The sequence below is a fragment of the Sulfitobacter donghicola DSW-25 = KCTC 12864 = JCM 14565 genome (genome assembly GCF_000622405.1).
Taxonomy (GTDB): Bacteria; Pseudomonadota; Alphaproteobacteria; order Rhodobacterales; family Rhodobacteraceae; genus Sulfitobacter; species Sulfitobacter donghicola.
The window spans coordinates 2,086,371-2,112,757 of the sequence record NZ_JASF01000005.1 but is presented as its reverse complement, the minus strand read 5'-3'; the positions used below and the strand labels follow the sequence as shown (position 1 = coordinate 2,112,757).

Below are 26,387 nucleotides of genomic sequence, written 5' to 3'. Positions count from 1 at the left end.
CCGCCCTGTTATATTGCCCCCGTGACAAGGCCAGCGTTCCTGTTATAAGGCGCGAAATTGATCCAAATTTCCTGCAGGAGCGCATAATGACAACTCTCGTTTTCGGCCACAAATCACCAGACACAGACAGCACCGGTAGCCCTATCATCTGGGCTTGGTTCCTGAACGACGTTGTAGGTGTACCTGCCAAACCTGTCCTGCTGGGCGAGCCAAACACCGAAGCGCTGTTCATGCTGGACCACTGGAAACTGGACAAGCCGGAAATCATTGAAGACGTGGCAGACGACCAGCCTGTTGTGATCGTTGACACCAACAACCCAGCCGAGCTGCCTGCAAACATCAACGGCGCCGACATCACCGCCATCATCGACCACCACAAACTGGTTGGTGGTCTGGAAACCAAAGGTCCGATCCACATGGTGATCGAGCCTCTGGCCTGTACCGCAACAATCATGTGGAAGCTGATCGGCAAAGACATGGCAAAAATGCCTGACGCCGTAAAAGGCGCGATGCTGACATGTATCCTGTCCGACACGCTGGAATTCCGCAGCCCGACCACAACGCAAGAAGACAAAGCCGTTGCATGGTCACTGGCCGAACAGCTGGGCATCAACATCTCTGACTACGCCGCGGCAATGTTCGCTGCCAAGTCTGACGTGTCCTCCTTCTCTGAGGCGGAATTGCTGCGCATGGACAGCAAGGAATTCGAAGTAGACGGCAAGCAGCTGCGCGTTTCCGTTCTGGAAACCACCTCCCCAGCCGCTGTTCTGGACCGCAAAGACGCGCTGATGGCCGCAATGCCAGGCGTTGCGACCGAAGATGGCGCAGATCAGGTTCTGCTGTTCGTTGTCGACATCCTGAACGAAGAAGCCACCATGCTGGTGCCGAACGAGCTGACCAAAACCATCGCGGAAAAATCTTTTGGCGCCGCCGTTTCTGGCGACACAGTTGTTCTTCCCGGCATCATGAGCCGCAAAAAGCAGATCATCCCGAACCTCAAGGTCTGATCTACCTACATTGAATTCGAAAGGGTCCGCTTTGCAAAAGGCGGGCCCTTTTTCATTTACCCTACGCCCTTTGCATCTGTGCGTGGCTCGGCTATCCCAACGTCAAACCGATCTTACAGAGAGCCGCACAATGACCCGTATCATCAATTCCCTTTCCGTGATCTCTGCGAATTACGACGCTTTGTTCGTCGATCTATGGGGCTGCGTTCATAACGGCGTCGAAGCAATTCCCAGTGCGGTTACCGCGCTTCAGGAATACCGCAAATCGGGCGGCATCGTCATTCTGGTTACCAACTCGCCGCGCCCCCGCGCGGGGGTGGTCAAACAGTTGATCCACTTCAAAGTGCCCGAAGACGCCTATGACGCGATTGCCACTTCTGGCGATTCCGCGCGCTCAGCCATGTATCGCGGCGTGGTCGGTAACAAGGTCTGGCATTATGGCCCCGTCACCGACAGCCGCTTTTTCGACCCGCTGGATATTCTGGAAAACCCGCAGGAAATCACGCGTGTCCCGCTAGAAGAAGCCACAGGCATTGTTTGTACTGGCCCCTTTGACGCACAGGCAGATCCCGAAACATGGCGCCCCGAATTGGAGCAAGCCCTGTCGCGGGGTTTGAAACTTCTCTGTGCCAACCCCGACATCGTTGTCGATCGTGGCGAGGTACGCGAATGGTGTGCGGGCGCCGTGGCCAAGATGTATACCGAAATGGGCGGAGAGAGCCTGTATTTTGGCAAACCCCACGCGCCGATCTATGATCTGGCTCGCCGCCGCCTGTACAAGCTGGCCTCCTCTATCCCTGATCAGAACATCCTTGCGATCGGGGACGGCATTCTCACGGATGTAAAAGGCGGCATCGATGAGGGAATCGATTCCCTGTTCATCTCGGGTGGGTTGGCTGCTGCAGAAACAAAAACGACCACGCAACCAGACGAGGCAGCCCTAAGGGACTACCTTGAAAAGGAAAAACTGAATCCCAGCTTCACAATAGGGCATCTTCGCTGACATATTTTTGGCTTGCATTTCTGCACTTGCAAAGTAATTAAGTTACACCACGGGCATATCGCCCGCATGTTTATTACTTAGAGGGTCAGGATGTTGGACAATCTTCCACGCGGTACGATCGTAATTGAAGACATCGAAATCGGCATGTTCCGGTATCTGCGCAAGCAGGTCACGGATCAGGATATCGAAATGTTCGCCACAGTCTCGACCGATCATAATCCGGTCCACATGGATGATGACTATGCCCAAGATACGATTTTTCAGGGTCGTATCGCGCACGGCATGCTGACTGCTGGCCTCATCTCGGCTGTGATTGGTGAGCAGCTTCCAGGCCATGGGACAGTCTACCTTGCCCAGACCATGAAGTTCCTGCGCCCTGTTCGCCCAGGCGACACCGTATATGCCGAGGTCAAAGTAACAGATATCGATCCCGCAAAGCGCATCGTAAAGATGGATTGCCACTGCGCTGTGGATGGTAAAAAGGTCTTGGTTGGCGAAGCCACCGTTCTAGCGCCCTCTCGCAAGTTCGACTGACCTTGCGCGTCTCCGCAGGGGCAGCTACTCACTGCTTATGCGGATCATTTCTGACTATCAGTTTGTAGAAGATTGTGATCGCGGCGCGACTGCCGCGATTGGCAATTTCGATGGTGTCCACCTTGGGCATCGCTCGGTGATTGAGCTGGCGCGCAATGCGGCGCCAGATGCCCCTTTGGGCATCGTCACCTTTGACCCTCACCCGAGGGCCTATTTCGCCCCTACCGCGCCCCCCTTTCAGTTGATGAGCAGTGCTGCGCGCGCATCGCGCCTTGCCAAAGTCGGCGTAGAACGCCTGTATCAGTTGCCGTTTAACACGGCATTGGCCTCGCTCACCCCGTTTGATTTTGCCGATAAGGTCATCAGCAAGGGCCTTGGCCTGAAACACGTCGTTGTCGGGGCTGATTTCTGCTTTGGCAAGGGCCGCGCGGGCACGGCGGCTGATCTTGTGCAATTCGGAGAGCAGCTGGGCTTTGGTGTCACGATCGCCCCTCTCATGGAACGCTCAGAACAGACCGTTTCATCAACCGCCATTCGCCAAGCACTGGCAGAGGCGCGCCCGCGTGATGCGGCCGCTATGCTGGGCCATTGGCACCGCATCGAAGGCCCTGTCATTGGTGGTGAACAGCGCGGTCGCGAACTGGGCTATCCAACCGCAAATATGTCTATCGACGGTCTGCACCCGCCTGCCTTTGGCGTTTATGCGGTACTTGTGGATGTTCTGGAAGGGCCACATGCTGGCAGCTATCGCGGTGTCGCCTCGATGGGTATTCGCCCGATGTTTGGCGAAAACAAACCCAACCTTGAAACCTTCGTCTTTGACTTCAAAGGGGATCTTTATGGCACGCCCCTTTCCGTTGCATTGGTCGAACACCTGCGCGGCGAAGAGAAATTTGACAGCCTTGATGCGCTGATCGCCCAGATGGATGCCGACAGCCTGCAAGCGCGAAAAATTCTGGCCGCGCTATGAGCGACCAGATCGAGCGCGATGGCCTGTCCAAACTGTTCTGGGAGCGAAAGCCGCTGAAATCCCTGAACAAAAAGGAATGGGAAGCCCTGTGCGATGGCTGTGGCAAATGCTGCCTGAACAAGCTGGAAGATGAGGACAGCGGCGAAGTAGCCCTCACCAATGTTGCCTGCCGCCTGTTGGACGATGCGACCTGCCATTGTTCGCAATATGAAATCCGCCACCAGTTTGTGCCTGATTGCATCGTCATGACCCCCGAAAACATCGACGATCACGCCTATTGGATGCCCCAGACCTGCGCCTATCGCCTGCTTTGGAGCGGTGAGGCGCTGCCAAAATGGCATCCGCTGATCACAGGCACCCAAGACTCCGTTCACAAGGCGGGCGTGTCGATGCGCCACCGTACCGTCAGCGAATGGGAAACAGAATTCGAAGACTGGGAAGACCACATCATCGAGGAGCCTATCTAGATGTTTTTTGCTTCAGACAATTCCGGCCCTGTTCACCCAAAGATCATGCAGCGCATGGCCGAGGCCAACACGGGCTATGCCATGCCCTATGGCAATGACGAGATCATGGAAGAAGTGCGCGCAAGCATCCGCGCCCAGTTTGAGGCCCCCGATGCGGCTGTCTATCTGGTTGCCACAGGCACAGCCGCCAATTCGCTGGCCCTCGCCTGTTACACCCAACCGTGGCAAACGATTTTCTGCGCACAACACAGCCATATAGAAGAAGACGAATGCAACGCTCCTGAGTTTTATGCAGGGGGTGCCAAGCTCACTAAAATCCCGACTGAGGATAAGATGGCCCCTGCCGATCTGGCCTCTGCGATCGCCCGCCGCCCTGCCAATAGCAATGTGCATATGGCACAGGCTGGCCCTGTATCTATCACTCAGGTCACTGAGTTTGGCGCGGTGCATACGCTGGAAGAACTGCGCGCGCTGACTGCCGTGGCAAAGGCCGCTAACCTGCCCGTTCATCTGGATGGCGCGCGGTTTGCCAATGCCTTGGTTGCGTTGGACTGTACACCGGCCGAGATGACGTGGAAGTCTGGCGTGGATGTTGTCAGCTTTGGCGGGACGAAAAACGGCTGCATGGGCGTTGAGGCGGTGATCTTTTTCGACCCCGCCAAGGCGTGGGAGTTTGAACTGCGGCGCAAACGCGGAGCACATCTGTTTTCCAAACACCGCTACCTGTCGGCCCAAATGGCGGCCTATTTGCAAGATGACCTGTGGCAAGATCTGGCGCGCAGCGCCAATGCGGCCTGCGCCCGACTGGCCGAGGGGCTGGTAAAAGCGGGGGCGGAAATGATCCACACGCCGCAAGCGAACATGATCTTCACCCGTTTTCCGCGCGCGGTTCACCAAAAGCTACAGGCCGATGGGGCGAAATACTATGTTCTGGATGGTGATGTTGCCACAGGCCCCGCGGATGAGATACTGGGCGCGCGACTGGTCTGTGACTGGTCGATGACAGATGCTCTCATCGACCAGTTTTTGAGCCATTTCTGACCTCTAGCTGCGCGCCAACAACGCCCTGATGGGCTTGGCCACCTCTTCAGGGTGGGTGACGGGCAGCATATGCCCTGCCCCTTTTACAACGGCGCGCGTGACATTGGGTAAACGCGCCTCAAGGGAGGTTGCGATCTGCCCGCTCATCTTGGGCGATTGATCACCCTCGATCAGCAAGGAAGGCATCGTTGCGCCCTCCATCCGCCCCGGATCTAGCAACCCGCCGCTGTCGAGGTGCAAAAACGCATAGCTTTCGGGGACAAAGTGGATCAGCCGCGTCATGTGGTCTTGCATCCGTTTCGGGAATTTGTCCCACGGCGTGCCATCCCCCCAATCACGGTTGAAAATCCGCGCTGCTTCGCGTTCATCGCCCGCATCAAAGGCTGCATTCATCGCGGCGCTATCTTCCTCGAACTGCTCTAACAGCTCTGGATGATCCGCAAGAACGGCCGCGAAATAGACGGGTTCGATCATGGTGAGGCTGCGCACCAGCTCGGGTGTTTCTACGGCGATCCGCAAAGCGATGGTCGCCCCGAAGGAATGACCGATCAGATCCATCGGCTCTGTGATCAACCCGCGCGCCATATCAGTCGACACATCATGGATGTCGCCGCTACGGTCCCACTCTTCCGATTTACCGTGGCTTGGCAGATCAAAAGCCAGAAGGCTGATATCATCCTTCAATGCCGCCGCCACGCCGCGCCACGCACCGGATTGGCCAAGCGTACAGTGAATGGCCAATCCGCGTCTGTCCGCGCCTTCAAAAAGGTGGGTGTGGACGCCTAGCGTCACAGTTTACCTTGTAGATAGAGGTCAACGTCTTCGATCCGGTCTTGCCCCCAGAACCGTTGATCGCCAATCACATAGAACGGCGCGCCAAATGCGCCTGCCTCTACGGCGTCTTCCAGATTGCGCGCATAGGTTTCCGCGCCTTCCAACAAACCGCTATCGGCAAGGTTCGGGTCAAAGCCTGCTTCGGTCAGGCAGGCACGAATAACGTCGTCCTGCGCGATGTCTTTTTCTTCGGCCCAGACAGCACGTGTAATGACATGGGCCAACAGCCCCAAATCACCACCACCCGCATTCTGCGCTGCGATAAACGCATAAGCCGCAGGTGCGCCATTTGTGGGCCAATGCGCTGGTTTCAGGTTAAAGGGCATGCCCAGTTTTTTCGCCTGACGCGGTAGTTCTTGGGCGCGGTATTCGATGCGGCTGATGTGGCGGTCTTTGGGCGGTGTACCACCGGTACGGCCAAAGCCCTGTATGATGTCGAACGGCTTGTAATTGATGGTTGCCCCGTGTTTCGCCGCAACCTCCTCCAGCCGAGTCCCGCTTAGGTAGCAATAAGGAGATAGCGTTGCAAAATAGTAGTCGATCTGAGTCATTTGGAGCTCCATTAAGATGTGTCTGCTTTGCCTAACCCTAGGCACATGTTAATCGGTGTTCCAGAGACGATTCTGTATACCGCTGCCACGGAGCCTCCCCCAAATGCCAAATACCCCAGAGCCAAAACTGATTTCCGGCAATGCCAACATGCCGCTAGCCAAAGCTATTGCAAGACGCATGTCGCTACATCGGGGGGTAAACACAGATTTGGTTAACGCCCGCGTTGAACGTTTCAACGACAGCGAAGTTTTTGTCGAAGTGTTCGAAAACGTCCGCGGTGAGGATATGTTCATTATCCAACCCACGTCGAACCCTGCAAACGACAACCTGATGGAACTGCTGATCATGGCGGACGCGCTGCGCCGCTCTTCGGCGAAACGCATTACAGCTGTTCTGCCCTATTTCGGTTATGCCCGCCAAGACCGCCGCACAAAGGCACGCACACCGATCACCGCAAAGCTGGTCGCGAATATGTTGGTAGGGACCGGCATTGAACGCATCCTGACGATGGACCTGCACGCGGCACAAATTCAGGGTTTCTTTGATATTCCCGTTGATAACCTTTACGCCTCCCCTGTTTTTGCGTTGGATATCAAACACGCGTTTAAAGATCAGATGGATGACCTGCTCATCATCTCGCCTGACGTAGGCGGCGTGGCCCGTGCGCGTGAATTAGCCAAACGTCTAAACGCACCGCTAGCCATCGTTGACAAACGCCGCGAGAAAGCTGGCGAAGTCTCGGAGATGACCGTGATTGGTGACGTGAAGGGCAAGACCTGCCTGATTATCGACGACATCTGCGACACCGCAGGCACGCTGTGTAAAGCTGCCGAAGTGCTGCTGGAGAATGGTGCAAAAGAGGTTCACGCCTATATCAGCCACGGCGTTATGTCTGGGCCTGCTGTTGAACGTGTGACCAATTCGGTGATGAAATCGCTGGTCATCACTGACAGCATCCAGCCCACAGATGCGGTTAAGAACGCGCCAAACATCCGTATCGTACCAACAGCGCCGATGTTTGCTCAGGCGATCCTCAACATCTGGAACGGCACCTCTGTGTCGTCCCTGTTCGAGCAAGAGACCCTTGGGCCGATCTATGACGGAATGTACGTAGACGACTAAGCCCAAAGCGGCAAAGGTCTATCCAGAAAATGTGATCTCACCTTTGGGTGGGATCACCTATGGCGAAACACATTTGTTCAGCCAACATCCCATGCATCAGAATCTTCCAGCTCTCCAAACGCTGTCCATGCGATGCGCGCGCGCGCAACCCGTGTATCGCCCCATGTGCGAAACACCATATCAAAGCCCTTTTCGGTGACAGCCTCTGCGGCCACATCCGCGCGCAGCACACTGCCCGCATCCATATCCCACAATGAAATCGATAACTGTACCGTTGGTTCGCTAAGGTATTTTTCGGAGAATTTGATCCGGCGGCGGCGCTCACGCTGGCCGCGGCCCGTCCACATTTCGCCGCCATCTTCAAAGTCTTCAAAGAGGACAACATCGCCGCTGTCCACTCCAACAATTAAACTGCGTAACTTCTTCATCGTTCGTTTGTGTCCCGAGGCATAACTAAACCCTAGATTGCCTGAAATTTGTGGCGAAAGCGAGGCCGCAAAATACAAAAGGCCCCGCAAATTGCGAGGCCTTCTGAAGGATTTATCCCAGGTTCACTCTTCGGCCGTAAGGCCCATGTGCGCACCCATAGCAACCATGTCCGACAACAATCTGGCAGCGTCATCCACTGGGCCAGCTTCGTTTTCGAACTCTTCTTTCACCTTGCTATAGGTGTTTTTTGCCTCTTCCATGATCTCGTCCATGGTTTCTTGCGTCATGTCCGATTTTGCAATCGCACGTTCTGCCAGAACGGACACACCTTTGGCTGTGATCTCGGCGAAACCGCCGGTGACCACATATTCGGACGGCCCGTCAGGGCCATCCACCGTCAGGATACCTGGGCGCAGGGTGGTAATGGTTGCCGAGTGGCCGGGCATTGCCGTCAACTCGCCATCCGTACCCGGAATCTGCACCGAGACAACTTGTGCCGAGGCAAGGCGCCGCTCAGGCGACACCAGATCGAATTGCATCGTGTCTGCCATTGCTCAGTGCTCCCTTAGGCTGCGTCAGCTGCCATTTTCTCGGCTTTCGCCTTCACTTCTTCGATGCCGCCTACCATGTAGAACGCACCTTCTGGAAGGTGGTCATACTCGCCAGCAACAACCGCTTTGAACGATTCAACAGTTTCCGCTAGTGGAACCTGCTTACCGTCTGCGCCGGTGAACACTTTCGCAACGTCAAACGGCTGGGACAAGAAGCGCTCGATTTTACGCGCACGTGCCACGGTCAGTTTGTCGTCCTCGGAGAGTTCATCCATGCCGAGAATGGCAATGATGTCCTGCAAGGATTTGTAACGCTGCAGAACCTGCTGAACGTCTGTCGCGACTTTATAGTGCTCTTCACCGATCACGAGTGGATCGAGCAGACGCGAGGTGGAGCCCAGTGGGTCAACCGCAGGGTAGATACCTTTTTCCGAGATCGAACGATCCAGAACCGTTGTCGCATCGAGGTGCGCAAAGGATGTCGCAGGCGCAGGGTCGGTAAGGTCATCCGCAGGAACATATACGGCCTGAACGGACGTAATGGAGCCAGACTTCGTGGAGGTAATACGCTCCTGCATCGCGCCCATGTCGGTTGCGAGTGTTGGCTGGTAGCCAACCGCAGAAGGAATACGACCCAACAGAGCGGAAACTTCGGAACCGGCCTGTGTGAAGCGGAAGATGTTGTCCACAAAGAACAGAACGTCTGTACCGGATTGGTCACGGAACTGCTCGGCCAATGTCAGACCTGTCAGAGCAACACGCATACGCGCACCTGGAGGCTCGTTCATCTGACCGTAAACCAGGGCCACTTTGGACTCTGTGAGGTTGTCAGGAACAATAACGTTGGATTCGATCATCTCGTGGTAAAGGTCGTTACCTTCACGTGTACGCTCACCAACACCCGCGAATACGGAGAAGCCAGAGTGCACTTTGGCGATGTTGTTGATCAGTTCCATGATCAGAACGGTTTTACCAACACCAGCACCACCGAACAGACCAATTTTACCACCTTTGGCGTATGGCGCCAGAAGGTCGATAACTTTGATGCCTGTTTCCAGAACTTCGGATGTTGTCGCCTGTGCAGAGAACTCAGGTGCGTCCGCGTGGATGGAACGCTTTTCATCTGCTTCAACAGGGCCCTGTTCATCGATAGGCTCGCCTACGACGTTCATGATGCGGCCCAATGTTGCGTTGCCAACAGGAACAGAAATCGGCGTGCCGTTATCTGTAACCGCTTGACCACGAACCAGACCTTCGGTCCCGTCCATCGCAATGGTGCGTACTGTGTTTTCGCCAAGGTGCTGAGCAACTTCAAGGATCAGGTCTTTGCCCTGGTTCTCTGTTGTCAAAGCGTTAAGGATTTCCGGCAGGCTATCCTCGAATTGTACGTCAACGACAGCGCCGATGACTTGGGTGATTTTACCGACTGCTTTTGCCATGTCGTGTTACTCCAATATCTTACAGCGCTTCCGCGCCGGAAATGATTTCGATCAGCTCGTTGGTGATGACGGCCTGACGTGAACGGTTATATTCGATGGTCAAGTCATCGATCATCTCGCCAGCGTTGCGCGTTGCGTTATCCATAGCGGACATGCGTGCGCCCTGCTCCGATGCGCCGTTTTCCAACAGTGCCGAGAAGATGGCAGTTGCCACCCCGCGCGGCAGAAGGTCCACAAGGATCGCTTCCTCGGAAGGCTCGTAATCGAACAACGTGTCAGGTGCATCACCCTCAGCCGCGTCGAATTTGGCTGGGATAATCTGCAAAGCCGTAGGGATTTGGCTAACCACGTTAACGAATTCTGAATAAAACAGAGTGGCGACATCGAATTCGCCTTCGTCAAAGCGGATCAGCACGTCCTTTGCGATGCCCTGCGCATCGGAGAACCCGATACGTTTGACTTCGGTCAGGTCCACGTGGCCCACAAAATACTGCCCCAGTTCGCGATTGATCTGGTCACGGCCCTTTTTGCCTACGGTCAGGATTTTGACTTCCTTACCGTCTGCGATCAGGTCCAAGGCGTGAGCGCGGGCTTTCTTTGCGATGTTGGAATTAAATCCACCACACAGACCCTTCTCCGCTGTCATAACGATCAGCAGATGCACTTTATCCTTGCCCGTACCGCTTAGCAGTTTGGGCGCCGTGTCGGCACCGCCTACAGAAGCTGCAAGCGACGACATAACAGCGTTGAAACGCTCCGCGTAAGGACGGGAGGCTTCGGCAGCTTCCTGCGCGCGGCGAAGTTTCGCCGCGGCAACCATTTGCATGGCCTTAGTGATCTTACGAGTGTTTTTCACACTCGCGATCCGGTTTTTAAGGTCCTTGAGATTGGGCATTGCCTATCTCTCCTTAAGCGAAGTCAGCAGCGAACGCGTCGAGAGCCGCTTTGATTTTGTCTTCCAGCTCACCTTTAACCTTGCGGTCATTGTTGGTGATATCTTCCAGAAGGTCAGCGTTTTTGCTGCGCAGGTGTGTCAGAAGAGCAGCTTCAAAGCGGCCAACGTCTGTCACTTCTACCTTGTCCAGATAGCCGTTTGTGCCTGCGTAGATTACGCAAACGATTTCGGCGTTGGTCAGCGGGTTGTACTGCGGCTGTTTCATCAGCTCGGTCAGGCGCGCACCACGGGCCAGCAGCTGCTGGGTGGAGGCATCCAGATCGGAACCGAACTGAGCAAAGGCCGCCATTTCGCGGTACTGAGCCAAGGACAGTTTCACTGGGCCAGCAACCGAAGACATCGCTTTGGTCTGAGCAGAGGAGCCAACACGCGAAACCGACAGACCGGTGTTCACAGCAGGGCGGATGCCTTGGTAGAACAATTCGGTCTCAAGGAAGATCTGACCGTCGGTGATGGAAATCACGTTGGTCGGAATAAACGCGGAAACGTCACCACCTTGGGTTTCAATGATTGGCAGAGCTGTCAAAGAGCCGTTGCCTGCATCATCACCCAGCTTCGCGGAACGCTCAAGCAGACGGGAGTGAAGATAGAAAACGTCACCTGGGTAAGCTTCACGCCCGGGTGGACGACGCAGCAGCAGGGACATCTGGCGATAAGAAACCGCTTGCTTGGACAGATCATCATAAACGATCAGAGCGTGGCGGCCATTGTCGCGGAAGTGCTCGGCCATAGCTGTTGCAGAGTAAGGTGCGAGGAACTGCATTGGTGCAGGCTCGGACGCGGTTGCGGCAACAACGATGGAATATTCAATCGCGCCTGTTTCTTCGAGCTTTTTAACCAGCTGAGCAACAGTGGAGCGTTTTTGGCCGATCGCAACGTACACACAGTACATTTTCTTGCTCTCGTCGTCGCCCGCAGCAGCGTTAACCTGTGCTTGGTTCAGCATCGCGTCAAGCGCAACAGCTGTTTTACCGGTCTGACGGTCACCAATGATCAATTCGCGCTGGCCACGGCCAACTGGGATCATCGCGTCAACGGATTTCAGGCCCGTTGCCATTGGTTCGTGAACCGATTTACGTGGGATAATGCCCGGCGCCTTAACTTCGGCCAAGCCGCGCTTTTTGGTGCCCAATGGACCTTTGCCATCAATCGGGTTGCCCAAGCCGTCAACAACGCGGCCCAGCAGTTCGTCACCAGTTGGAACGTCAACAATAGAGTTGGTACGCTTAACTGTGTCGCCTTCTTTAATGTCGCGGTCGGAACCGAAGATAACAACACCAACGTTGTCCGCTTCGAGGTTCAGCGCCATGCCTTGAATACCACCAGGGAATTCAACCATCTCACCAGCTTGGACATTGTCCAAACCGTATACACGCGCAATACCGTCACCAACGGAGAGCACGCGGCCAACTTCGGCCACTTCTGCTTCTTGACCAAAGTTCTTGATCTGGTCCTTCAGGATCGCAGAAATTTCTGCAGCTTGGATACCCATTTATCCGACCTCTTTCATTACGTTCTGGAGGGAATTAAGCTTCGAGCGGACCGATGTGTCGATCATCTTGGAGCCTACTTTAACAATCAAACCACCGATGAGGCTTTCATCAACAGTTTGCTGTAGTGTTACGGTTTTACCGGTCGTCTTCTTAAGTGACGCAGCCAGTTTATCGGCCTGTGTCTTGGTCAAAGCCTTTGCCGACGTAACGTCTGCAATGACTTCGCCTTTGTCTTCGGCGATGATGTCGCGCAGGGTTTGCACCAGCTGCGGCAGGACAAATAGACGGCGCTTTTGCGCCATCAGGGCCAGCGTGTTCGCCATGGTTGGCGACAGCTTCATCTTTTTGGCAATTGCAGCAATTGCGCCTGCTTGCTCTTCTCGCGAATAGATCGGCGAGTTGATCAGAGCGCGAAAGTTGTCGCTGCTGCTCATCAGATCTTGCAGGGAAGTTAAATCCGTTTCAACGGCTTTGACTTTTTTGGCCTCTTTGGCCAATTCGAAAACGGCAGTCGCATATCGTTGCGCGATGCCTGTGGAGATCGAAGCTGGTTCGGACACGTCCATCCTCTCATACGTCTTCACCAGAACCGCCAGAATAGCGAGACCGGTGTGTTGGCGCGGCTTGGAGAACATCCCCAAGCGATTAAATCAGTGGCGATGTAACAGACCGTTTTGATTGCCGCAATACACTACGGAAAGGGCGCAATTGTTCCAGAACCTTTATTTTCAAGGACTTGGCCAGAATGCGTCCTTTTGACAGGTGCCTAAATTTTGTGCACTTGCAGCATAATTGCGTATTTCAACGATTCTGTAACACATTTGTAGGTGACGTAACGGCCAAATTACCCCCCTCTTGAATCGTTTCGCAGCAGCCCCATGGGTCATTGTTTCCAGTTCGGAACCAATAGCCCCAGACTTCCCGCTCAAGTTGCGCAAGCTCCCCTTAAAACCCTGCAATCATTGACACGACTTTGAAAAAACAGAATAATTTTAAGGATTTCTCAGTGGGAGGGAACAGCATTATGACACCGATAGGGATTCTTGCATTACTTGGCTTAGCCGCGTTTCTACCGATCTTCGTGGACAACGACACCGCAGACAGCGATATCGACAATGACGAAACCGATACATCCGAAACCGACCAGCCCGAAGACACAGACGATCCAACAGTGCTGGCCGCCCCTACGCCAGAGGTTGATACCACTGACGAAGATGCCGTAGCCGACCCTGTTGAAACCGGCGACGACCTTTTCGCGACCGAAGAATCCCCAACCGTGATTGGGGGCGCAGGGGATGATACGCTCACCTCATCCATCGACGGGTTGGCCGCCAATCTGGACGGGGGTGCTGGAGATGATACTATCCTCACGAATGTGCCTGTCGGCTTTCCTGATCTAACCGAAGAAACCCAAGTGTTAACTGGGGGAGCAGGCACTGACAGCTTTTCAGTCGCCCTCGACGTGACGCGCTCGTCCACCGAAGGCGTTGATATCCCGCTGGTGACCGTGACGGATTTCGCCCCCGGACAAGAACAGCTTGAGCTTGTGATCAATACTTTCGGCGGCAGCCCTTTTGAATTTGCAGAAGTAACCCAAGAGATCGCCGAAGACGGCAGCTATACCGATCTCAACGTCACCTTTACCGACGAGGATTCCGATGACCTGATTGGAACGGTGCGGCTGGAAGGGGTGGCTGGCCTTGGGGATGACCAGTTCACTGTCTCGGATGGGCGCGAATTGATCGAAGGGACTGAAGGGGACGATACGCTGCGCTCAACCGATGTCGACCTTGGCGGTCGCGGTGAAGACACGTTGAGCGGGCTTGGCGGAGACGATTTGTTGACGCAAGAGCCTGTCGATGATGCGGGGGCCATTGTCCTTGAGGGCGGGGCTGGCAACGATACAATCCTTGCCAGCGAGGTGGAATTCAGTAACCCCACTACCTTGGACGGCGGCACAGGGGATGACCTGTTGATCACCGAGCTGTTCACCTCGGCGGGTTTTGAGACAGTCGATACCTTCATCACCGGCGAAGGGGCCGATACGGTCGCAATCTCCAGTGCCTTTTCTGACCTGTCAGGCGAGAATGACTTTGTCATCGTGGCGCAAGTCACCGATTTCACCCCCGATGAGGATATCATCCTTATCGACACGGGCCCCATTTCCAGTGGCGCAGGCACGCCCCTAACACAGGAGCTGAGCCTGACGGAAGACAGCGAAGGCGGCTTTACGGATGTCCGCTATACGGTTGCGAACAACGTCAACGGTGCTTCTCTCTCTGGCACCTTGCGCCTTGAAGGCGTGACAGGCATCAGCGAAGAGAGCCTTGGCTTTACCCTCGCAGAGTTGGAACGCGGCAATACGACCTCTGGCGTAATCGGCGGCACCGCGGGAGATGATGTTATTTCTGGCTAGGTGAGGGTTAAACTGGCTTGGCCTGCGGCTCCATCACGCCGATGGGGCCGAGAACCCGTTTGCGCGCCACCCGCCCTTTGGGGGGATAAACCAGTTTGGTGGCCTCAACCATAAACGCACCGCCAGCCATGATGGTGGGTACGTTGCGCCCGACCCGCTCAAATATCCCTGCCGATTTCAGCCACATCCGCTTGTGGGACGGGAATTGGTACAGCGCGCCCAAATGTCTTTCGGGCAGGAACTGGTGTTTGCGCAATTGCGCGTCCAGCTGACTGGGGGAATAGGGGCGCCCAAAGCCAAACGGAGTGCCATCACGGCGCGCCCAAAGGCCTGCGCGGTTCGGCACGATAAACAGCGCCTTGCCCCCTGGCCCCAAAACGCGCCAACATTCCTCTAGCAAATCCGACGCGCGTTCGGATGTTTCCAAACCGTGCATCAAAACCAGCTTGTCCACATGCCCCGTTTCAATTGGCCAAAGGGTCTCTTCGGTCAGCACCGAGGTATTCGCCATACCCGGAGGCCACGGCATCACGCCCTGAGGTCCAGGCATCAGGGTCACCACACGGCGCGCTTCCTTTAGATAGGGGCGCAATAGAGGGGCGGCAAAGCCAAAACCGACAACCGTCTGCCCCTTGGCTTCTGGCCAAAGTTCGAGCATCCGATTGCGCAAAGATTTTTGCGCCGCACGCCCCAGCGTGCTGCGATAATAAAAGTTGCGCAAATCCTGCACATCAAGATGCATTGACAGGGCCTCTCTTTACGCCATTCTAGGCTACTCTAGCGCAGCAAAGGAACCTTGCCCATGCCTTCCGAGACAATCGAAACCGACAGCCATATTCTGGTGACTATTGCCTGCCTCTCGGATAACTATGCCTATTTGCTGCGAGAAAAGAAGACGGGTTCGGTGGCTTTGATCGACATCCCAGAGGCCGGACCTATCAAAACGGAACTGGCCGAGCGCGGCTGGATCCTGAACCAGATCTGGATCACACACCATCATTATGATCACATCGACGGGTTAGCCGATGTGTTGGATGACTTTCCTGCGCCTGTGTACGGCGCCGCTGCCGATGCACATCGCCTGCCCGAATTGGATTTCGCCCTAAACGAAGGCGATCATTTCAACCTTGGCGAAACCCAAGTTGAGATTCTGGACGTATCTGGCCACACCATCGGCCATATCGCCTATTTTGCACCCAGCGCGGGTGTGGCGTTCACTGCAGACAGCCTTATGGCTGGCGGTTGCGGGCGGTTGTTTGAAGGCACGCCAGAACAAATGCACGCAAGTTTTGAAAAACTCGCTGACTGGCCGGACGACACGCTAATTTGTTCAGGGCATGAATATACAAGCGCAAACCTTGCCTTTGCCATTACCGTTGATCCAGACAACCCAGCCCTTCAACAACGCATCAAAGATACCAAATCCGCGCGCGATGCAGGCCAATTCACCGTTCCCTCAACGATGGCGTTAGAACGCGCAACGAACCCCTATCTGCGATCCGCTGATATTGCCCTGCGCACTGCACTGGACATGCCAAATGCAACTGATGCAGAGGCTTTCAAAGAAGTGCGAACCCGCAAAGATCAATTTTAACGCGGGTCTGTGTCCCCCACACCCCGATCAAAGCGGCGCCCTGCTGGGGATAATTTTCTCACATGGGGTTACACTAGGGGCAAAGGCATACATATCTGGTTCAGAGCAGACACCGAAATCCGTGAAATCCTTCGACAATCAGCATAAATCGTTCAATGTTGCGATTTTATTTCAAAAAAGACTTGAAGCTGGCCGTCGATCAACCAAAATCTAATATATACAGGCCATGGTTGGATGGCAGGTGAGGATACCCTTCTTGCCCTCTCCCGACCCCTTTCGAAAAGGAGCACACGCGTGCCTTCATTCTCGACCACACTTGAGCAATCCATTCACGCCGCGCTTGCGCTGGCGAATACACGCAAACATGAATTTGCCACGCTGGAGCATCTTTTGCTGTCGCTCTTGGACGAACCTGATGCCGTTCAGGTTATGAAAGCCTGTTCAGTAAACTTGGAAGAACTGCGCGAAACGCTTGTCGAATTCATCGACGAAGACCTCAGCAACCTTGTCACAGATGTAGAGGGCTCGGAAGCGGTGCCTACGGCTGCGTTCCAGAGGGTTATTCAACGTGCAGCAATCCACGTACAATCCTCTGGCCGCACCGAAGTGACGGGTGCAAACGTTTTGGTCGCGATCTTTGCCGAACGCGAAAGCAACGCGGCCTACTTCCTGCAAGAACAGGATATGACCCGCTATGATGCGGTGAACTTCATCGCGCATGGCGTGGCAAAAGACCCCGCATTCGGCGAGGCCCGCCCTGTTAGCGGCGCGCCCGAGCACGAAGAAGAAGCGCAAGGCGTCACCGATGGTGAAAAGAAAGAGTCCGCGCTGGAGAAATACTGCGTAGACTTGAACAAGAAAGCCCGCGATGGCGATGTTGATCCGCTGATCGGCCGCGACTCCGAGGTTGAGCGGTGCATTCAGGTTCTGTGCCGTCGCCGCAAAAACAACCCGCTGCTGGTCGGTGATCCGGGTGTTGGTAAAACCGCCATTGCCGAGGGTCTTGCCCGTAAAATCGTTGCGGGTGAAACGCCCGAGGTTCTGGAAAACACGACGATCTTCTCTCTCGACATGGGTGCGTTGCTGGCGGGCACACGTTACCGCGGCGATTTCGAAGAGCGCCTGAAGGCCGTTGTAACCGAATTGGAAGAGCATGATGACGCCGTTCTGTTCATCGATGAAATCCACACGGTGATTGGCGCTGGCGCCACCTCTGGCGGTGCGATGGACGCCTCGAACCTGCTGAAACCTGCATTGGCGGGGGGTAAACTGCGGACCATGGGCTCGACCACATATAAAGAGTTCCGTCAGCATTTTGAAAAAGACCGCGCGCTGAGCCGTCGTTTCCAAAAGATCGACGTGGCGGAACCGTCTGTTGAAGACGCCCAGAAAATCCTCAAAGGGATCAAACCCTATTTTGAGGATCACCATGGCGTAAAATACACCGCTGACGCGATCAAAACCTCGGTCGAGCTGGCCGCGCGGTACATCAACGACCGCAAGCTGCCAGACTCGGCGATTGATGTGATCGACGAAGCAGGTGCCGCGCAACATCTGATCGCAGCCTCCAAGCGCCGCAAAACCATCGGCACAAAAGAGGTTGAAGCGGTGGTCGCAAAAATCGCGCGCATCCCGCCAAAGAACGTCTCGAAGGACGATGTTGTGGTGCTGCGTGATCTGGAGGCCTCGCTCAAGCGGGTTGTCTTTGGGCAGGATGCCGCGATTGAGGCGCTGTCATCAGCGATCAAACTGGCCCGTGCTGGACTGCGTGAACCTGAGAAACCAATCGGTAACTACCTGTTCGCAGGCCCAACTGGTGTAGGTAAAACCGAAGTCGCCAAACAACTGGCAGACACTTTGGGTGTGAAACTGTTGCGTTTTGACATGTCGGAATACATGGAGAAACACGCCGTGAGCCGCCTGATCGGTGCACCTCCTGGCTATGTTGGTTTTGATCAGGGTGGTTTGTTGACCGATGGCGTGGACCAAGACCCCCATTGCGTTCTGTTGCTGGACGAAATGGAAAAAGCGCATCCGGATGTTTACAACATCCTCTTGCAGGTCATGGATAACGGCAGATTGACCGATCACAACGGCCGCACGGTAGATTTCCGCAACGTTGTCTTGATCATGACCTCGAATGCGGGCGCTTCTGAGCAGGCGAAAGAGGCCGTTGGATTTGGCCGCGACCGCCGCACAGGCGAAGATACTGCAGCTATTGAGCGCACCTTTACGCCCGAGTTCCGCAACCGTCTGGATGCTGTGATCTCCTTTGGCGCGCTGCCAAAAGAAGTCATCATGCAGGTTGTTGAGAAATTCGTTCTACAACTCGAAGCGCAACTGATGGATCGTAACGTGACCATCGAGCTGAGCAAAAAGGCAGCGGAATGGCTGGCTGACAAAGGCTATGATGACAAAATGGGGGCACGCCCTCTGGGCCGTGTCATTCAGGAGCACATCAAAAAGCCTCTGTCCGAAGAGCTGCTGTTTGGCAAACTCGCGAAAGGTGGCATTGTAAAGGTCGGCGTTAAGAAGGGCGAATTGGACATCACCGTCGAAGGCCCTGACAATCCGCGGATCTCTGGTGACAAACCACCTTTGTTGACTGCAGATTAATGCGATATGGCTTTCTTGCCCTTTTGTCCCTCGCTGTGCCAGCCACAGCGGGGGATTTGTCCTTAAGCTCCCCGATCGACTGTGATTTGGACGGGCCTTGTTATATCCAGCAATATGTTGACCATGATCCATCGGACAAAGCATCGGATTTCACATGTTCAGGGCTAAGTTATGATGGCCATAAGGGGACCGATTTTGCGCTGCCCACCTATGATATGATCGAAACGGGCGTTGATGTTCTGGCGGCGGCAGCGGGAACTGTGGCCGGTCTGCGCGATGGTATGAAAGACGAAAAATTCTCTGACGCGAACGCTGCAGAGGTTGAAGGCCGCGAATGCGGTAATGGCGTTGTTCTGCGCCATGCGGATGGGTGGGAAACCCAATATTGCCACCTGCGCCAAGGGTCCATATCCGTCACCAAAGGGCAAAAGCTGGAGGCAGGTGATGTGCTGGGTCAGGTTGGCATGTCAGGTCGGGCCGAATTCCCCCACCTTCACCTCTCGGTCCGCCACGAGGGCAAGGTGATCGATCCCTTTGATCCTGACGGCACAATCACCTGCGGTGAGGTTGAGACAGACACGCTTTGGCAGGAAAAACCAACCTACCAAGCAGGCGGGATCGTCAGCATCGGGACCAGCGCGGATATCCCCGAGTTTTCGGAAATTCGCGCAAACACCGTGCCCCCGGTTACCGATGATAGCCCCGCTTTGGTTCTATACGCCTTTCTTTTTGGCACACAGAAAGGCGATATCATCAGCCTTTCTCTTAACGGTCCCGACGGCGCAGTCGCGCAGCGCGATACCAAATTCAAAAAGGCCCAAGCACAATCCTTCCGCGCCATTGGCAAAAAGCTAAAGACAGATCGTTGGCCAGCGGGTGAGTATTCGGGCGAGGCTATTTTGAAACGGGGCGATGTGGTGATCGACAGTCAAAAGCTGACGCTCACGCTGCCTTAGGGTTATTTTTCCGTAAACTTCAATTCGATCCGCCTGTTGCGGGCACGGGCCTCATCCGTATCAGCAGTATCGACGGGTTGATATTGCCCGAAACCATTCGCAGACAGGCGGCTGGGCGGGATGGAAAGGAAATTCGCCATGTATTTCACAACCGACAGCGCCCGCGCCTGACTAAGCTCCCAGTTATCAGCAAATTCGCCCAAACCTGACAGGGGAACATCATCTGTGTGCCCGTCCACGCGGATCACCCAATCGATCCCATCTGGAATATCCGCAGCGACATTACGCAGAATATCCGCAACTTTGGCAATTTCGCGGGTTCCCGCACGCGATAGGTCTGCACCGCCGGGGGGGAAGAGAACCTCGGAACTAAAGACAAACCGATCCCCTTCAATCCGCACCCCTTCTTGCGCGCCAAGTACACTGCGAAGCTGGCCGAAAAACTCCGAGCGATACTGCTCAAGGTTTTTGGTTTCTTCTTCCAATCGCTTGCGCTCGGCCTCTTCCAGCTCGGCGCGGCGCCGTTCCTCTGCCGCCACCCGTGCAAGGGCCGTGTTCAACTGCGACCCTAAGGATTGAAGCTCTACTTCGCGGGCCGAATCCTCGGCGATAGCCTGATCCAACAAGCCCTGCAAACTGCTAAGTTGCGTGCGCAATGCCGCGACCTGTTGGTTTAACAGTTCCGTCTGGCGTTGTGCTTGTGCAGATGTTTCCTGTTCTTTGGCTAAATCCGCCTCGGCCTGTGCCAATAGGTTTGCCTTGCGCTCTGCCTCGGACTGGGTTTCGTCAATGTTGCCCTCTGCCGCCAGCTTTGCCGCCAGAGCAACTGCCAAACGTGTACGAAGATCTTCGATCTGGTTACTGGTTTCGGTTTCCGTATCCCCCAACTGGGATTCAAGCGCGGCAATCCGTTCCTGTGCCTCTTGCAGGCTGGTTTTCAATGTCTCTTCGCTGCCCTGAGCATCGCTCAACGCAGTTGCCAACCTTAGGTCCAGCTCTTCCTCGGCGGCGCGCGCAGCCGCCAAGAGTGTCAAAGTTTCCTCAGCCCGTTTGCGTTGCGCCTCTAACGATAGGGTCATTGCCGTCAGTTCGGTATCGGCATTTTGCAACCTCTCGCGCAATGCCTCTGCCGCCGCGGCATCCGCTAGTTTCTTAGCCTCCTGCGCAGTAAGCGCCTCCTGTGCGGCCCCGACTTCTGCGGTTAGCGTATCAATTTCATCTTGGGCAGCAGCGTTTCTGGATCGCAAATCAGCCATCAACGCCTCAAGAGCCTCTCGCCGTGCCGCTGCCAAACGCGCAGCTTCTTCCTGTGCGCTCACCTCATCACGGCTGCTTGCCAAGGCCAGATTAAGGGCTTCTTGTTCGCTCAGCAGGGCAGCCTCACGGGTTTCCAGATCCGTGATTTGCCCTCTCGCAGCGTCCCGATCCGCGATCAGCGCCGCAACCTGCGCCTCAAAACTGGTGATCCGTGATTGCGCTGCATCCAATGCGTCCGCTTGGCTGGCGCGTTCAGATTGTAGCGACGCGATCAGCGCTGCCTGCTCGTTCGCTTGGCTCTGCGCATCGCTCAATGAGCTGCGCAGCTCGCCCACCCGCGTTTCCAAATCCGCGCTGGTTTGTTGTTCTAAGCCCAATGCCTGAGCCAGCGCCGCAACCTCGGTTGAAAGCACATCCAGCTCGGTCTCTTGCCCTGAAATTTGTTCCGTCAGCACAAATTGCACGACCATAAAGATCGTCAAAACAAACATCAAAACCAGTAAAAGGCCGGTCATCGCATCCACAAACCCAGGCCAGATAGACGCCTGAAACCGCGCGCCGGTGCGTCGCGACAAGGCCATGGTTAACGCTCCCCGCCGCCGGTCTGACCGGTTGCGCGCATTCGGCGCGGCTCTGTGCTACTGCGTGGAGAGGAAAGCGCCTTTGTCAGATAAGACAGCTCTTGGCGTAACTCAGCCATGGTTTCCTGTCGCCCAGCGGAAATCTCTTCGAGGATGCGCAGCATCTGCACATCGATTGAGCGCAAACGCATCCGGCTTTCGGCATCTGGCCCGCCTGCCTCATGCCCCTCACCTGCGCGTTGCTCTAGCGCGGCGATCATACGTTCCTGCCCATGGGCGATACGCTCCAACGCATCAGAGGAGCCGCCCTGATCGCCCAATTGAACCGCCATACGTTCAATCGCGGTCGTCAAACTCCCTATGCGCTGCTCAACCTCTGCGCGCCCAGCCTCAGAGCGGTTGAACATTTCCTGCATGTTTTCCATCTGCTCGGCCATGTGATCCACCAGCCCAGCCATAACAGCCTGTTCCGGCGAGCTGTCATCCCCCGACGCAAATCCAACACGGGTGATCGAGCTGAGCCAATCTTCCAGCTCTTGGTAAAACCGGTTTTGTCCATGCCCCGCGAATAGCTCCAGCAATCCAACGATCAATGACCCTGCAAGACCCAAAAGGGAGGATGCAAATGCCACCCCCATGCCCGCCAGTTGGGATTCCAGCCCCGTCATCAAGCGGTTAAAAACACCCGTGCTCGCCTCGCCATCCTGTGGAGCGAGGCTGCGGATGGTATCGACGATGGCAGGAACGGTGGTCGCCAACCCATAGAAAGTACCCAGAAGACCTAGGAAAATCAGCATATTAACGATGTAGCGTGTTATTTCACGTGCCTCGTCAATACGGGTGGAAACGGAATCCAGAATGGAGCGCGTGGACGAGGCGCTCACCTGCATGCGTGCGCCACGTGTTCGTAGCAAAGCAGCCAGAGGCGCCAACATCTGAGGCGGCGTTTCATCAGGTGTTTCATCATGAGAGGCGAAATTTTCGATCCAGCGGACCGATCCAATCAATTGAAGAACCTGATAGAAACAGGCAACAACACCAATCAGGAACACAAATGCGATGAACCCGTTTAGATAGGGGTTCGCCTGAAAGACAGGCAACACCCTAGGAAGCGCAACAAATGCACCAAAGCCGGATAAACCCAGCACCAACAGCATCAATGTGATCTGTCGGACCGGTTGAGAGAACTGCGGTTTTGCCTCGCGGTCTGGTTGCGCCATGCGCTCCTGCTCCTGACCATATTGTTATTTCGGCTTAGCTTACCCCGAAAATTCTATATTCCAAAGGTTTTATGCTGTGATCGCTTTCACCCGCGCCGCCAGCCATTCGAGCGCCGGATCATGCAGCCCAACCGACACGAGGTGTTCCGCCGTATTAAACAGATATTCCGTGTTTGGGCCCCGCCCGCCAACAGCATGCGCCATGATCTGCGCCTGCTCTTCCAAAGGGAGCCCCCCGCAATATTGATCATGCTCTTCGTCAATCACATAGACCAGCGCCGTCACTTCACGCCCGTCTTGCAACTGAACCGTCAGCTCTTTTTCAACATAGGCGGATGAGACAAGCTCGCGTTCGCGCAAATAGGCCAGCGTTTGCTCTTCCTGCCCTGCCGCAACCTTTAGGGCGACACCTTCACAGGCTTCGCCTGTTTGTTGATCAAGGGCAAGAACCAAACCCGGCTGTTCAACCGTTCCGCGATGGTGGATCGAACGCATACAAAACGAGCGCGCATATTCTGGCAGCGTGCCAATAACGCTTTCTGCTACTTCAAAACCGGGATTCCAAAGCAAACTCCCGTATCCAAACACCCACATACTCATCTGGTTCTCCTGTGTTGGTGCAGGTAAACCTCATGGGCACACGGATGAAAAGAGGGGCAATGCCCATGGGTCGATTAGCTATCAAAATTGTGACGTTTCTAGCGGTGGTTTTGGGCGCTTGGTGGTGGGTTGCGACAAACGGATTGGTGGCGGGCATGAATGCGTGGTTAGAGGATCGCAGATCCGAAGGCTTACAGATCGAGGTCGCAGATATCTCACGTCATGGGTTTCCGCTCAAAATCGCGAGCAGTTTGACCGACATGCAGCTAACCGATCCGCAAACCGCCTCTCGCGTGGATATTCCAAAGGTTACCGTTTCCACCCCGATTTATTGGCCGGGTGATGCAACCATAACCCTACCCGCCACGCCGATCACCTTTGCCTCGCCCCATGCCACCCTGACGTTTTCGTCATCAGGTGCCACCGCCGCAATGCGCCTGCACCCCGGAACCGCGCTGCAGCTAGAGGCGTTAAAAGCCGAAAGCAGCCAAGTATCCCTTGATCTGGTTGAAGGGCGGGTTCTGGCGATCGAAGACATCCAGATTGATGTTTTACAAACAACCGACGAACAGACCTATGACATTGATCTAACCGCCGACGGCTTTGCCCCCGGCAGCATTATTCGTCAAAGTTTAGGCCTGCCTGTCTCGTGGCCCGCAGCTTTTGAGACATTGGTTGCCGACATGACGGTAACCTTTGATCGCCCTTGGGATAAATCCGCATTGGAGCATACCCGCCCCCAGCCAACGGCCATCAAGATCGATCAGATCAACGCGGCTTGGGCTGATTTGAACATCTTCGCCAGCGCGGATTTGCAGGTTGCCCAAGGCGGCATCCCTTCGGGCACCTTCACGCTCAAGGCGCAGAACTGGCAAAGAATGCTGGATGTGGCGACCACAAGTGGTGCGATGAATGCTGATATGCGTGCGCAGGCAGAGAGCATCCTTGGCCTACTTGCGGGTCTGTCGGGAAATGCCGATACGCTGGACGTCGAGATCACCATCGATCAGGGCCGAATGCGCATGGGCTTTGTTCCGCTGGGCAATGCGCCGCGGATCATCCTGCGTTAACGGCAATAGCTTCCTGATCGATAGCGCGCAGTGTCAAAATGGAAATGGTCGAGGTGAAACTTGTTCGCGTTTGGCCCCAGCACCGTTCCAAACGGGCCGCAGGCATCCGCATGCATCTTGCGCAACGCCTTGCGGCTGGAGCGCGCGTTCCACCCTTTTAGCACGGTGATCTCGCTACCATCTGCTAGTCGAAAGCCTGAAATATCAATGGCTTTACCCTTGCCATGTTCAGATATCTTGCCCGTCTTGGCATTGTTTCGGCGGCGACAGGCATAATGCGCCGCGACTTTGATCTGGCTCAGGCCACCACCTTTGGAGGACAACGCAGGCTTTGCGCTTTTGTCGACCCACGTTTTCAGCGCCTGTGCCGTCCCGCAATCCATTGTCGATTTACTGCTAAGCGTTACGCCAGAGATCGACGAAATCTGAACCGCGTTTTCGACACCGCAACCAGATATCTTACCCGGCACACGCCCGATTGCTGTCCCTTGGATCGAGATATCGCCACAGACGGAACCAGCCGCCAGCGCCGATTGCTTTTGTCGTTGCTGTTGGGCCGCTTTGGGAGAGCGAAAGACAGGCCGCATGGATTTCCAAAACCCGCCTTGCTTGTTCTCATGGGCCGAGCGGTCAATTGTGCCATCAGCAACCACGTCTGACTGGCCCGTTCCCGGACGAAGTTCGGGGCGTTTTGAGTTATCAGGCCCCGCACAAGACACCGTTGCCATCACACACAAAAGAACAGTGAGCCGTTTCACGTCTTGCTCCCTGCACCACGCCCAAAGTTTGGTGCATCCGTGTCCTGCCCTGCCTCGATAATACCGCGGCGAATGGCGCGGGTGCGCGTAAAGTATTCAAACAGGTGGTCCCCATCCCCTTGCCTGATCGCGCGTTGCAGCGCGAAAAGCTCTTCGGTGAAGCGGCCGAGGATTTCTAGCGTTGCATCCTTGTTGGACAAGAACACATCGCGCCACATCGTGGGGTCCGACGCTGCGATACGGGTAAAATCACGAAAACCAGCAGCAGAATATTTGATGACTTCGCTATCTGTTACACGCCTTAGATCATCGGCGACACCAACCATCGTGTAAGCGATCAAGTGTGGCGCGTGAGAGGTAACAGCAAGGACCAGATCATGGTGATCCGCATCCATTTCCTCAACATTCGCGCCCATACCTTCCCACAGCGCACGCAGCTTTGCGGTTGCTTTGGGATCAGTTCCCTCGCTGGGCACCAGCAGGCTCCACCGGTTGTCAAACAGCTCAGCAAACCCCGCCTTTGGCCCAGAATGTTCTGTGCCAGCAAGAGGGTGACCTGCAACAAAATGCACACCCTCTGGCAGATGCGGCGTGACCTGATCAATCACAGCACGTTTGACGGACCCCACATCGGTGACGGTTGCCCCTTGCGCCAACGAGCCTGCGATCTGCTCCATCACCTGCCCCATAACGCCAACAGGAACGCAAAGCACAATCAAATCCGCGCCTTCAACCGCTTGGGTAATGTCATCATAGACAACATCACACAGGCCGATTTCGCGTGCCGTTTCACGGGTTTCAGCCGAGCGCGCATAGCCTGTCACTTCACCTGCCAAGCCCCCCCGCTTCATCGCCCAAAACATCGAAGACGCAATCAAACCCAGCCCAATCAAGGCGACGCGGTTGTACACGTGAGCCATCC

Annotated in this window: 26 protein-coding genes; 12 read left to right on the top strand and 14 right to left on the bottom strand. The window is 55.4% G+C overall.

All coding sequences use genetic code 11. The features are described 5' to 3' along the window. The first annotated feature begins 86 nt into the window (after positions 1 to 86). The 6 genes from Z948_RS0111465 to Z948_RS0111440 all read left to right on the top strand — a co-directional run bounded on the left by Z948_RS0111465 (position 87) and on the right by Z948_RS0111440 (position 5,022). Positions 87 to 1,007: a manganese-dependent inorganic pyrophosphatase gene (locus Z948_RS0111465; RefSeq protein ID WP_025059709.1), complete on the top strand. Its 921-nt coding sequence runs from the start codon at positions 87 to 89 to the stop codon at positions 1,005 to 1,007. A gap of 130 nt (positions 1,008 to 1,137) precedes the next feature. Further along, on the top strand, positions 1,138 to 2,010 hold the full coding sequence (locus Z948_RS0111460) for a TIGR01459 family HAD-type hydrolase (RefSeq protein WP_025059708.1): 873 nt from the start codon (positions 1,138 to 1,140) through the stop codon (positions 2,008 to 2,010). A gap of 90 nt (positions 2,011 to 2,100) precedes the next feature. After that, positions 2,101 to 2,544, top strand: a complete 444-nt coding sequence (locus Z948_RS0111455; RefSeq protein WP_025059707.1) for a MaoC family dehydratase — start codon at positions 2,101 to 2,103, stop codon at positions 2,542 to 2,544. 37 nt (positions 2,545 to 2,581) lie between these two features. Further along, positions 2,582 to 3,514 (top strand): bifunctional riboflavin kinase/FAD synthetase, encoded by a 933-nt coding sequence (locus Z948_RS0111450; RefSeq protein ID WP_025059706.1) that lies wholly within the window; start codon positions 2,582 to 2,584, stop codon positions 3,512 to 3,514. Next, on the top strand, positions 3,511 to 3,981 hold the full coding sequence (locus Z948_RS0111445; protein WP_025059705.1) for a YcgN family cysteine cluster protein: 471 nt from the start codon (positions 3,511 to 3,513) through the stop codon (positions 3,979 to 3,981). Before Z948_RS0111450 ends, Z948_RS0111445 begins: the two co-directional genes overlap by 4 nt. Beyond that, entirely contained in the window at positions 3,982 to 5,022 is a 1,041-nt protein-coding gene (locus Z948_RS0111440) for a threonine aldolase family protein (protein ID WP_025059704.1), read from the top strand. Between the two features lie 3 nt (positions 5,023 to 5,025). On the opposite strand, the gene Z948_RS0111435 is transcribed toward Z948_RS0111440, so the two are convergent. Together Z948_RS0111435 and Z948_RS0111430 are read right to left on the bottom strand one after the other, a co-directional pair. Continuing rightward, the gene (locus tag Z948_RS0111435; RefSeq protein ID WP_025059703.1) at positions 5,026 to 5,814 is read right to left on the bottom strand and encodes an alpha/beta fold hydrolase; all 789 of its coding nucleotides are present in this window, start codon (positions 5,812 to 5,814) and stop codon (positions 5,026 to 5,028) included. Then, positions 5,811 to 6,407, bottom strand: a complete 597-nt coding sequence (locus Z948_RS0111430) for a 2-hydroxychromene-2-carboxylate isomerase (protein ID WP_025059702.1) — start codon at positions 6,405 to 6,407, stop codon at positions 5,811 to 5,813. The genes Z948_RS0111435 and Z948_RS0111430 overlap by 4 nt, the downstream gene beginning before the upstream one ends. A gap of 103 nt (positions 6,408 to 6,510) precedes the next feature. On the opposite strand from Z948_RS0111430, the gene Z948_RS0111425 reads away from it, so the two are divergent. Beyond that, a complete protein-coding gene (locus tag Z948_RS0111425; RefSeq protein WP_025059701.1) occupies positions 6,511 to 7,530 on the top strand; it encodes a ribose-phosphate pyrophosphokinase in 1,020 nt (339 codons plus the stop codon). A gap of 77 nt (positions 7,531 to 7,607) precedes the next feature. Here the strand turns inward: Z948_RS0111425 and Z948_RS0111420 are convergent, their stop codons facing one another. The 6 genes from Z948_RS0111420 to Z948_RS0111395 all read right to left on the bottom strand — a co-directional run bounded on the left by Z948_RS0111420 (position 7,608) and on the right by Z948_RS0111395 (position 12,957). Then, a complete protein-coding gene (locus Z948_RS0111420; RefSeq protein WP_025059700.1) occupies positions 7,608 to 7,958 on the bottom strand; it encodes an H-type lectin domain-containing protein in 351 nt (116 codons plus the stop codon). A 123-nt stretch (positions 7,959 to 8,081) separates the two neighbouring features. Next, entirely contained in the window at positions 8,082 to 8,510 is a 429-nt protein-coding gene (locus Z948_RS0111415; protein WP_025059699.1) for a F0F1 ATP synthase subunit epsilon, read from the bottom strand. A gap of 14 nt (positions 8,511 to 8,524) precedes the next feature. Continuing rightward, on the bottom strand, positions 8,525 to 9,949 hold the full coding sequence (gene atpD, locus Z948_RS0111410; protein ID WP_025059698.1) for a F0F1 ATP synthase subunit beta: 1,425 nt from the start codon (positions 9,947 to 9,949) through the stop codon (positions 8,525 to 8,527). 19 nt (positions 9,950 to 9,968) lie between these two features. Next, positions 9,969 to 10,844 carry a F0F1 ATP synthase subunit gamma gene (locus tag Z948_RS0111405; protein ID WP_025059697.1) on the bottom strand — a complete coding sequence of 292 codons (876 nt, stop codon included), beginning with the start codon at positions 10,842 to 10,844 and terminating at the stop codon, positions 9,969 to 9,971. Between the two features lie 13 nt (positions 10,845 to 10,857). Continuing rightward, complete coding sequence (gene atpA, locus Z948_RS0111400; RefSeq protein WP_025059696.1) at positions 10,858 to 12,396, bottom strand: F0F1 ATP synthase subunit alpha; 1,539 nt, start codon at positions 12,394 to 12,396, stop codon at positions 10,858 to 10,860. Then, a complete protein-coding gene (locus tag Z948_RS0111395; protein ID WP_025059695.1) occupies positions 12,397 to 12,957 on the bottom strand; it encodes a F0F1 ATP synthase subunit delta in 561 nt (186 codons plus the stop codon). Positions 12,958 to 13,421: 464 nt separating this feature from the next. On the opposite strand from Z948_RS0111395, the gene Z948_RS0111390 reads away from it, so the two are divergent. Then, complete coding sequence (locus Z948_RS0111390; protein ID WP_025059694.1) at positions 13,422 to 14,813, top strand: calcium-binding protein; 1,392 nt, start codon at positions 13,422 to 13,424, stop codon at positions 14,811 to 14,813. Positions 14,814 to 14,820: 7 nt separating this feature from the next. Here the strand turns inward: Z948_RS0111390 and Z948_RS0111385 are convergent, their stop codons facing one another. Next, on the bottom strand, positions 14,821 to 15,555 hold the full coding sequence (locus Z948_RS0111385) for a methyltransferase domain-containing protein (protein WP_025059693.1): 735 nt from the start codon (positions 15,553 to 15,555) through the stop codon (positions 14,821 to 14,823). A 60-nt stretch (positions 15,556 to 15,615) separates the two neighbouring features. On the opposite strand from Z948_RS0111385, the gene gloB reads away from it, so the two are divergent. The 3 genes from gloB to Z948_RS0111370 all read left to right on the top strand — a co-directional run bounded on the left by gloB (position 15,616) and on the right by Z948_RS0111370 (position 19,979). Then, on the top strand, positions 15,616 to 16,407 hold the full coding sequence (gene gloB / locus Z948_RS0111380; RefSeq protein ID WP_025059692.1) for a hydroxyacylglutathione hydrolase: 792 nt from the start codon (positions 15,616 to 15,618) through the stop codon (positions 16,405 to 16,407). A gap of 294 nt (positions 16,408 to 16,701) precedes the next feature. Then, positions 16,702 to 19,023, top strand: coding sequence for an ATP-dependent Clp protease ATP-binding subunit ClpA (gene clpA, locus Z948_RS0111375; RefSeq protein WP_025059691.1), 2,322 nt, complete (start codon positions 16,702 to 16,704; stop codon positions 19,021 to 19,023). Beyond that, on the top strand, positions 19,023 to 19,979 hold the full coding sequence (locus Z948_RS0111370) for a M23 family metallopeptidase (RefSeq protein WP_025059690.1): 957 nt from the start codon (positions 19,023 to 19,025) through the stop codon (positions 19,977 to 19,979). Before clpA ends, Z948_RS0111370 begins: the two co-directional genes overlap by 1 nt. Positions 19,980 to 19,981: 2 nt before the next feature. Here Z948_RS0111370 and Z948_RS0111365 read toward each other — a convergent pair whose 3' ends face one another. From Z948_RS0111365 to Z948_RS0111355, 3 genes are all read right to left on the bottom strand, one after another. Beyond that, complete coding sequence (locus Z948_RS0111365) at positions 19,982 to 21,817, bottom strand: peptidoglycan -binding protein (protein WP_025059689.1); 1,836 nt, start codon at positions 21,815 to 21,817, stop codon at positions 19,982 to 19,984. A 2-nt stretch (positions 21,818 to 21,819) separates the two neighbouring features. Continuing rightward, on the bottom strand, positions 21,820 to 23,037 hold the full coding sequence (locus Z948_RS0111360) for a biopolymer transporter ExbB (protein WP_025059688.1): 1,218 nt from the start codon (positions 23,035 to 23,037) through the stop codon (positions 21,820 to 21,822). 69 nt (positions 23,038 to 23,106) lie between these two features. Next, positions 23,107 to 23,637: a gamma-glutamylcyclotransferase gene (locus Z948_RS0111355; RefSeq protein ID WP_025059687.1), complete on the bottom strand. Its 531-nt coding sequence runs from the start codon at positions 23,635 to 23,637 to the stop codon at positions 23,107 to 23,109. Between the two features lie 65 nt (positions 23,638 to 23,702). On the opposite strand from Z948_RS0111355, the gene Z948_RS0111350 reads away from it, so the two are divergent. Further along, positions 23,703 to 24,707 carry a DUF2125 domain-containing protein gene (locus Z948_RS0111350; RefSeq protein WP_025059686.1) on the top strand — a complete coding sequence of 335 codons (1,005 nt, stop codon included), beginning with the start codon at positions 23,703 to 23,705 and terminating at the stop codon, positions 24,705 to 24,707. On the opposite strand, the gene Z948_RS0111345 is transcribed toward Z948_RS0111350, so the two are convergent. After that, complete coding sequence (locus Z948_RS0111345) at positions 24,704 to 25,465, bottom strand: extensin-like domain-containing protein (protein WP_025059685.1); 762 nt, start codon at positions 25,463 to 25,465, stop codon at positions 24,704 to 24,706. The genes Z948_RS0111350 and Z948_RS0111345 overlap by 4 nt on opposite strands. Continuing rightward, a complete protein-coding gene (locus Z948_RS0111340) occupies positions 25,462 to 26,385 on the bottom strand; it encodes a prephenate/arogenate dehydrogenase family protein (RefSeq protein WP_025059684.1) in 924 nt (307 codons plus the stop codon). Before Z948_RS0111340 ends, Z948_RS0111345 begins: the two co-directional genes overlap by 4 nt. Between the last annotated feature and the right edge of the window lie 2 nt (positions 26,386 to 26,387).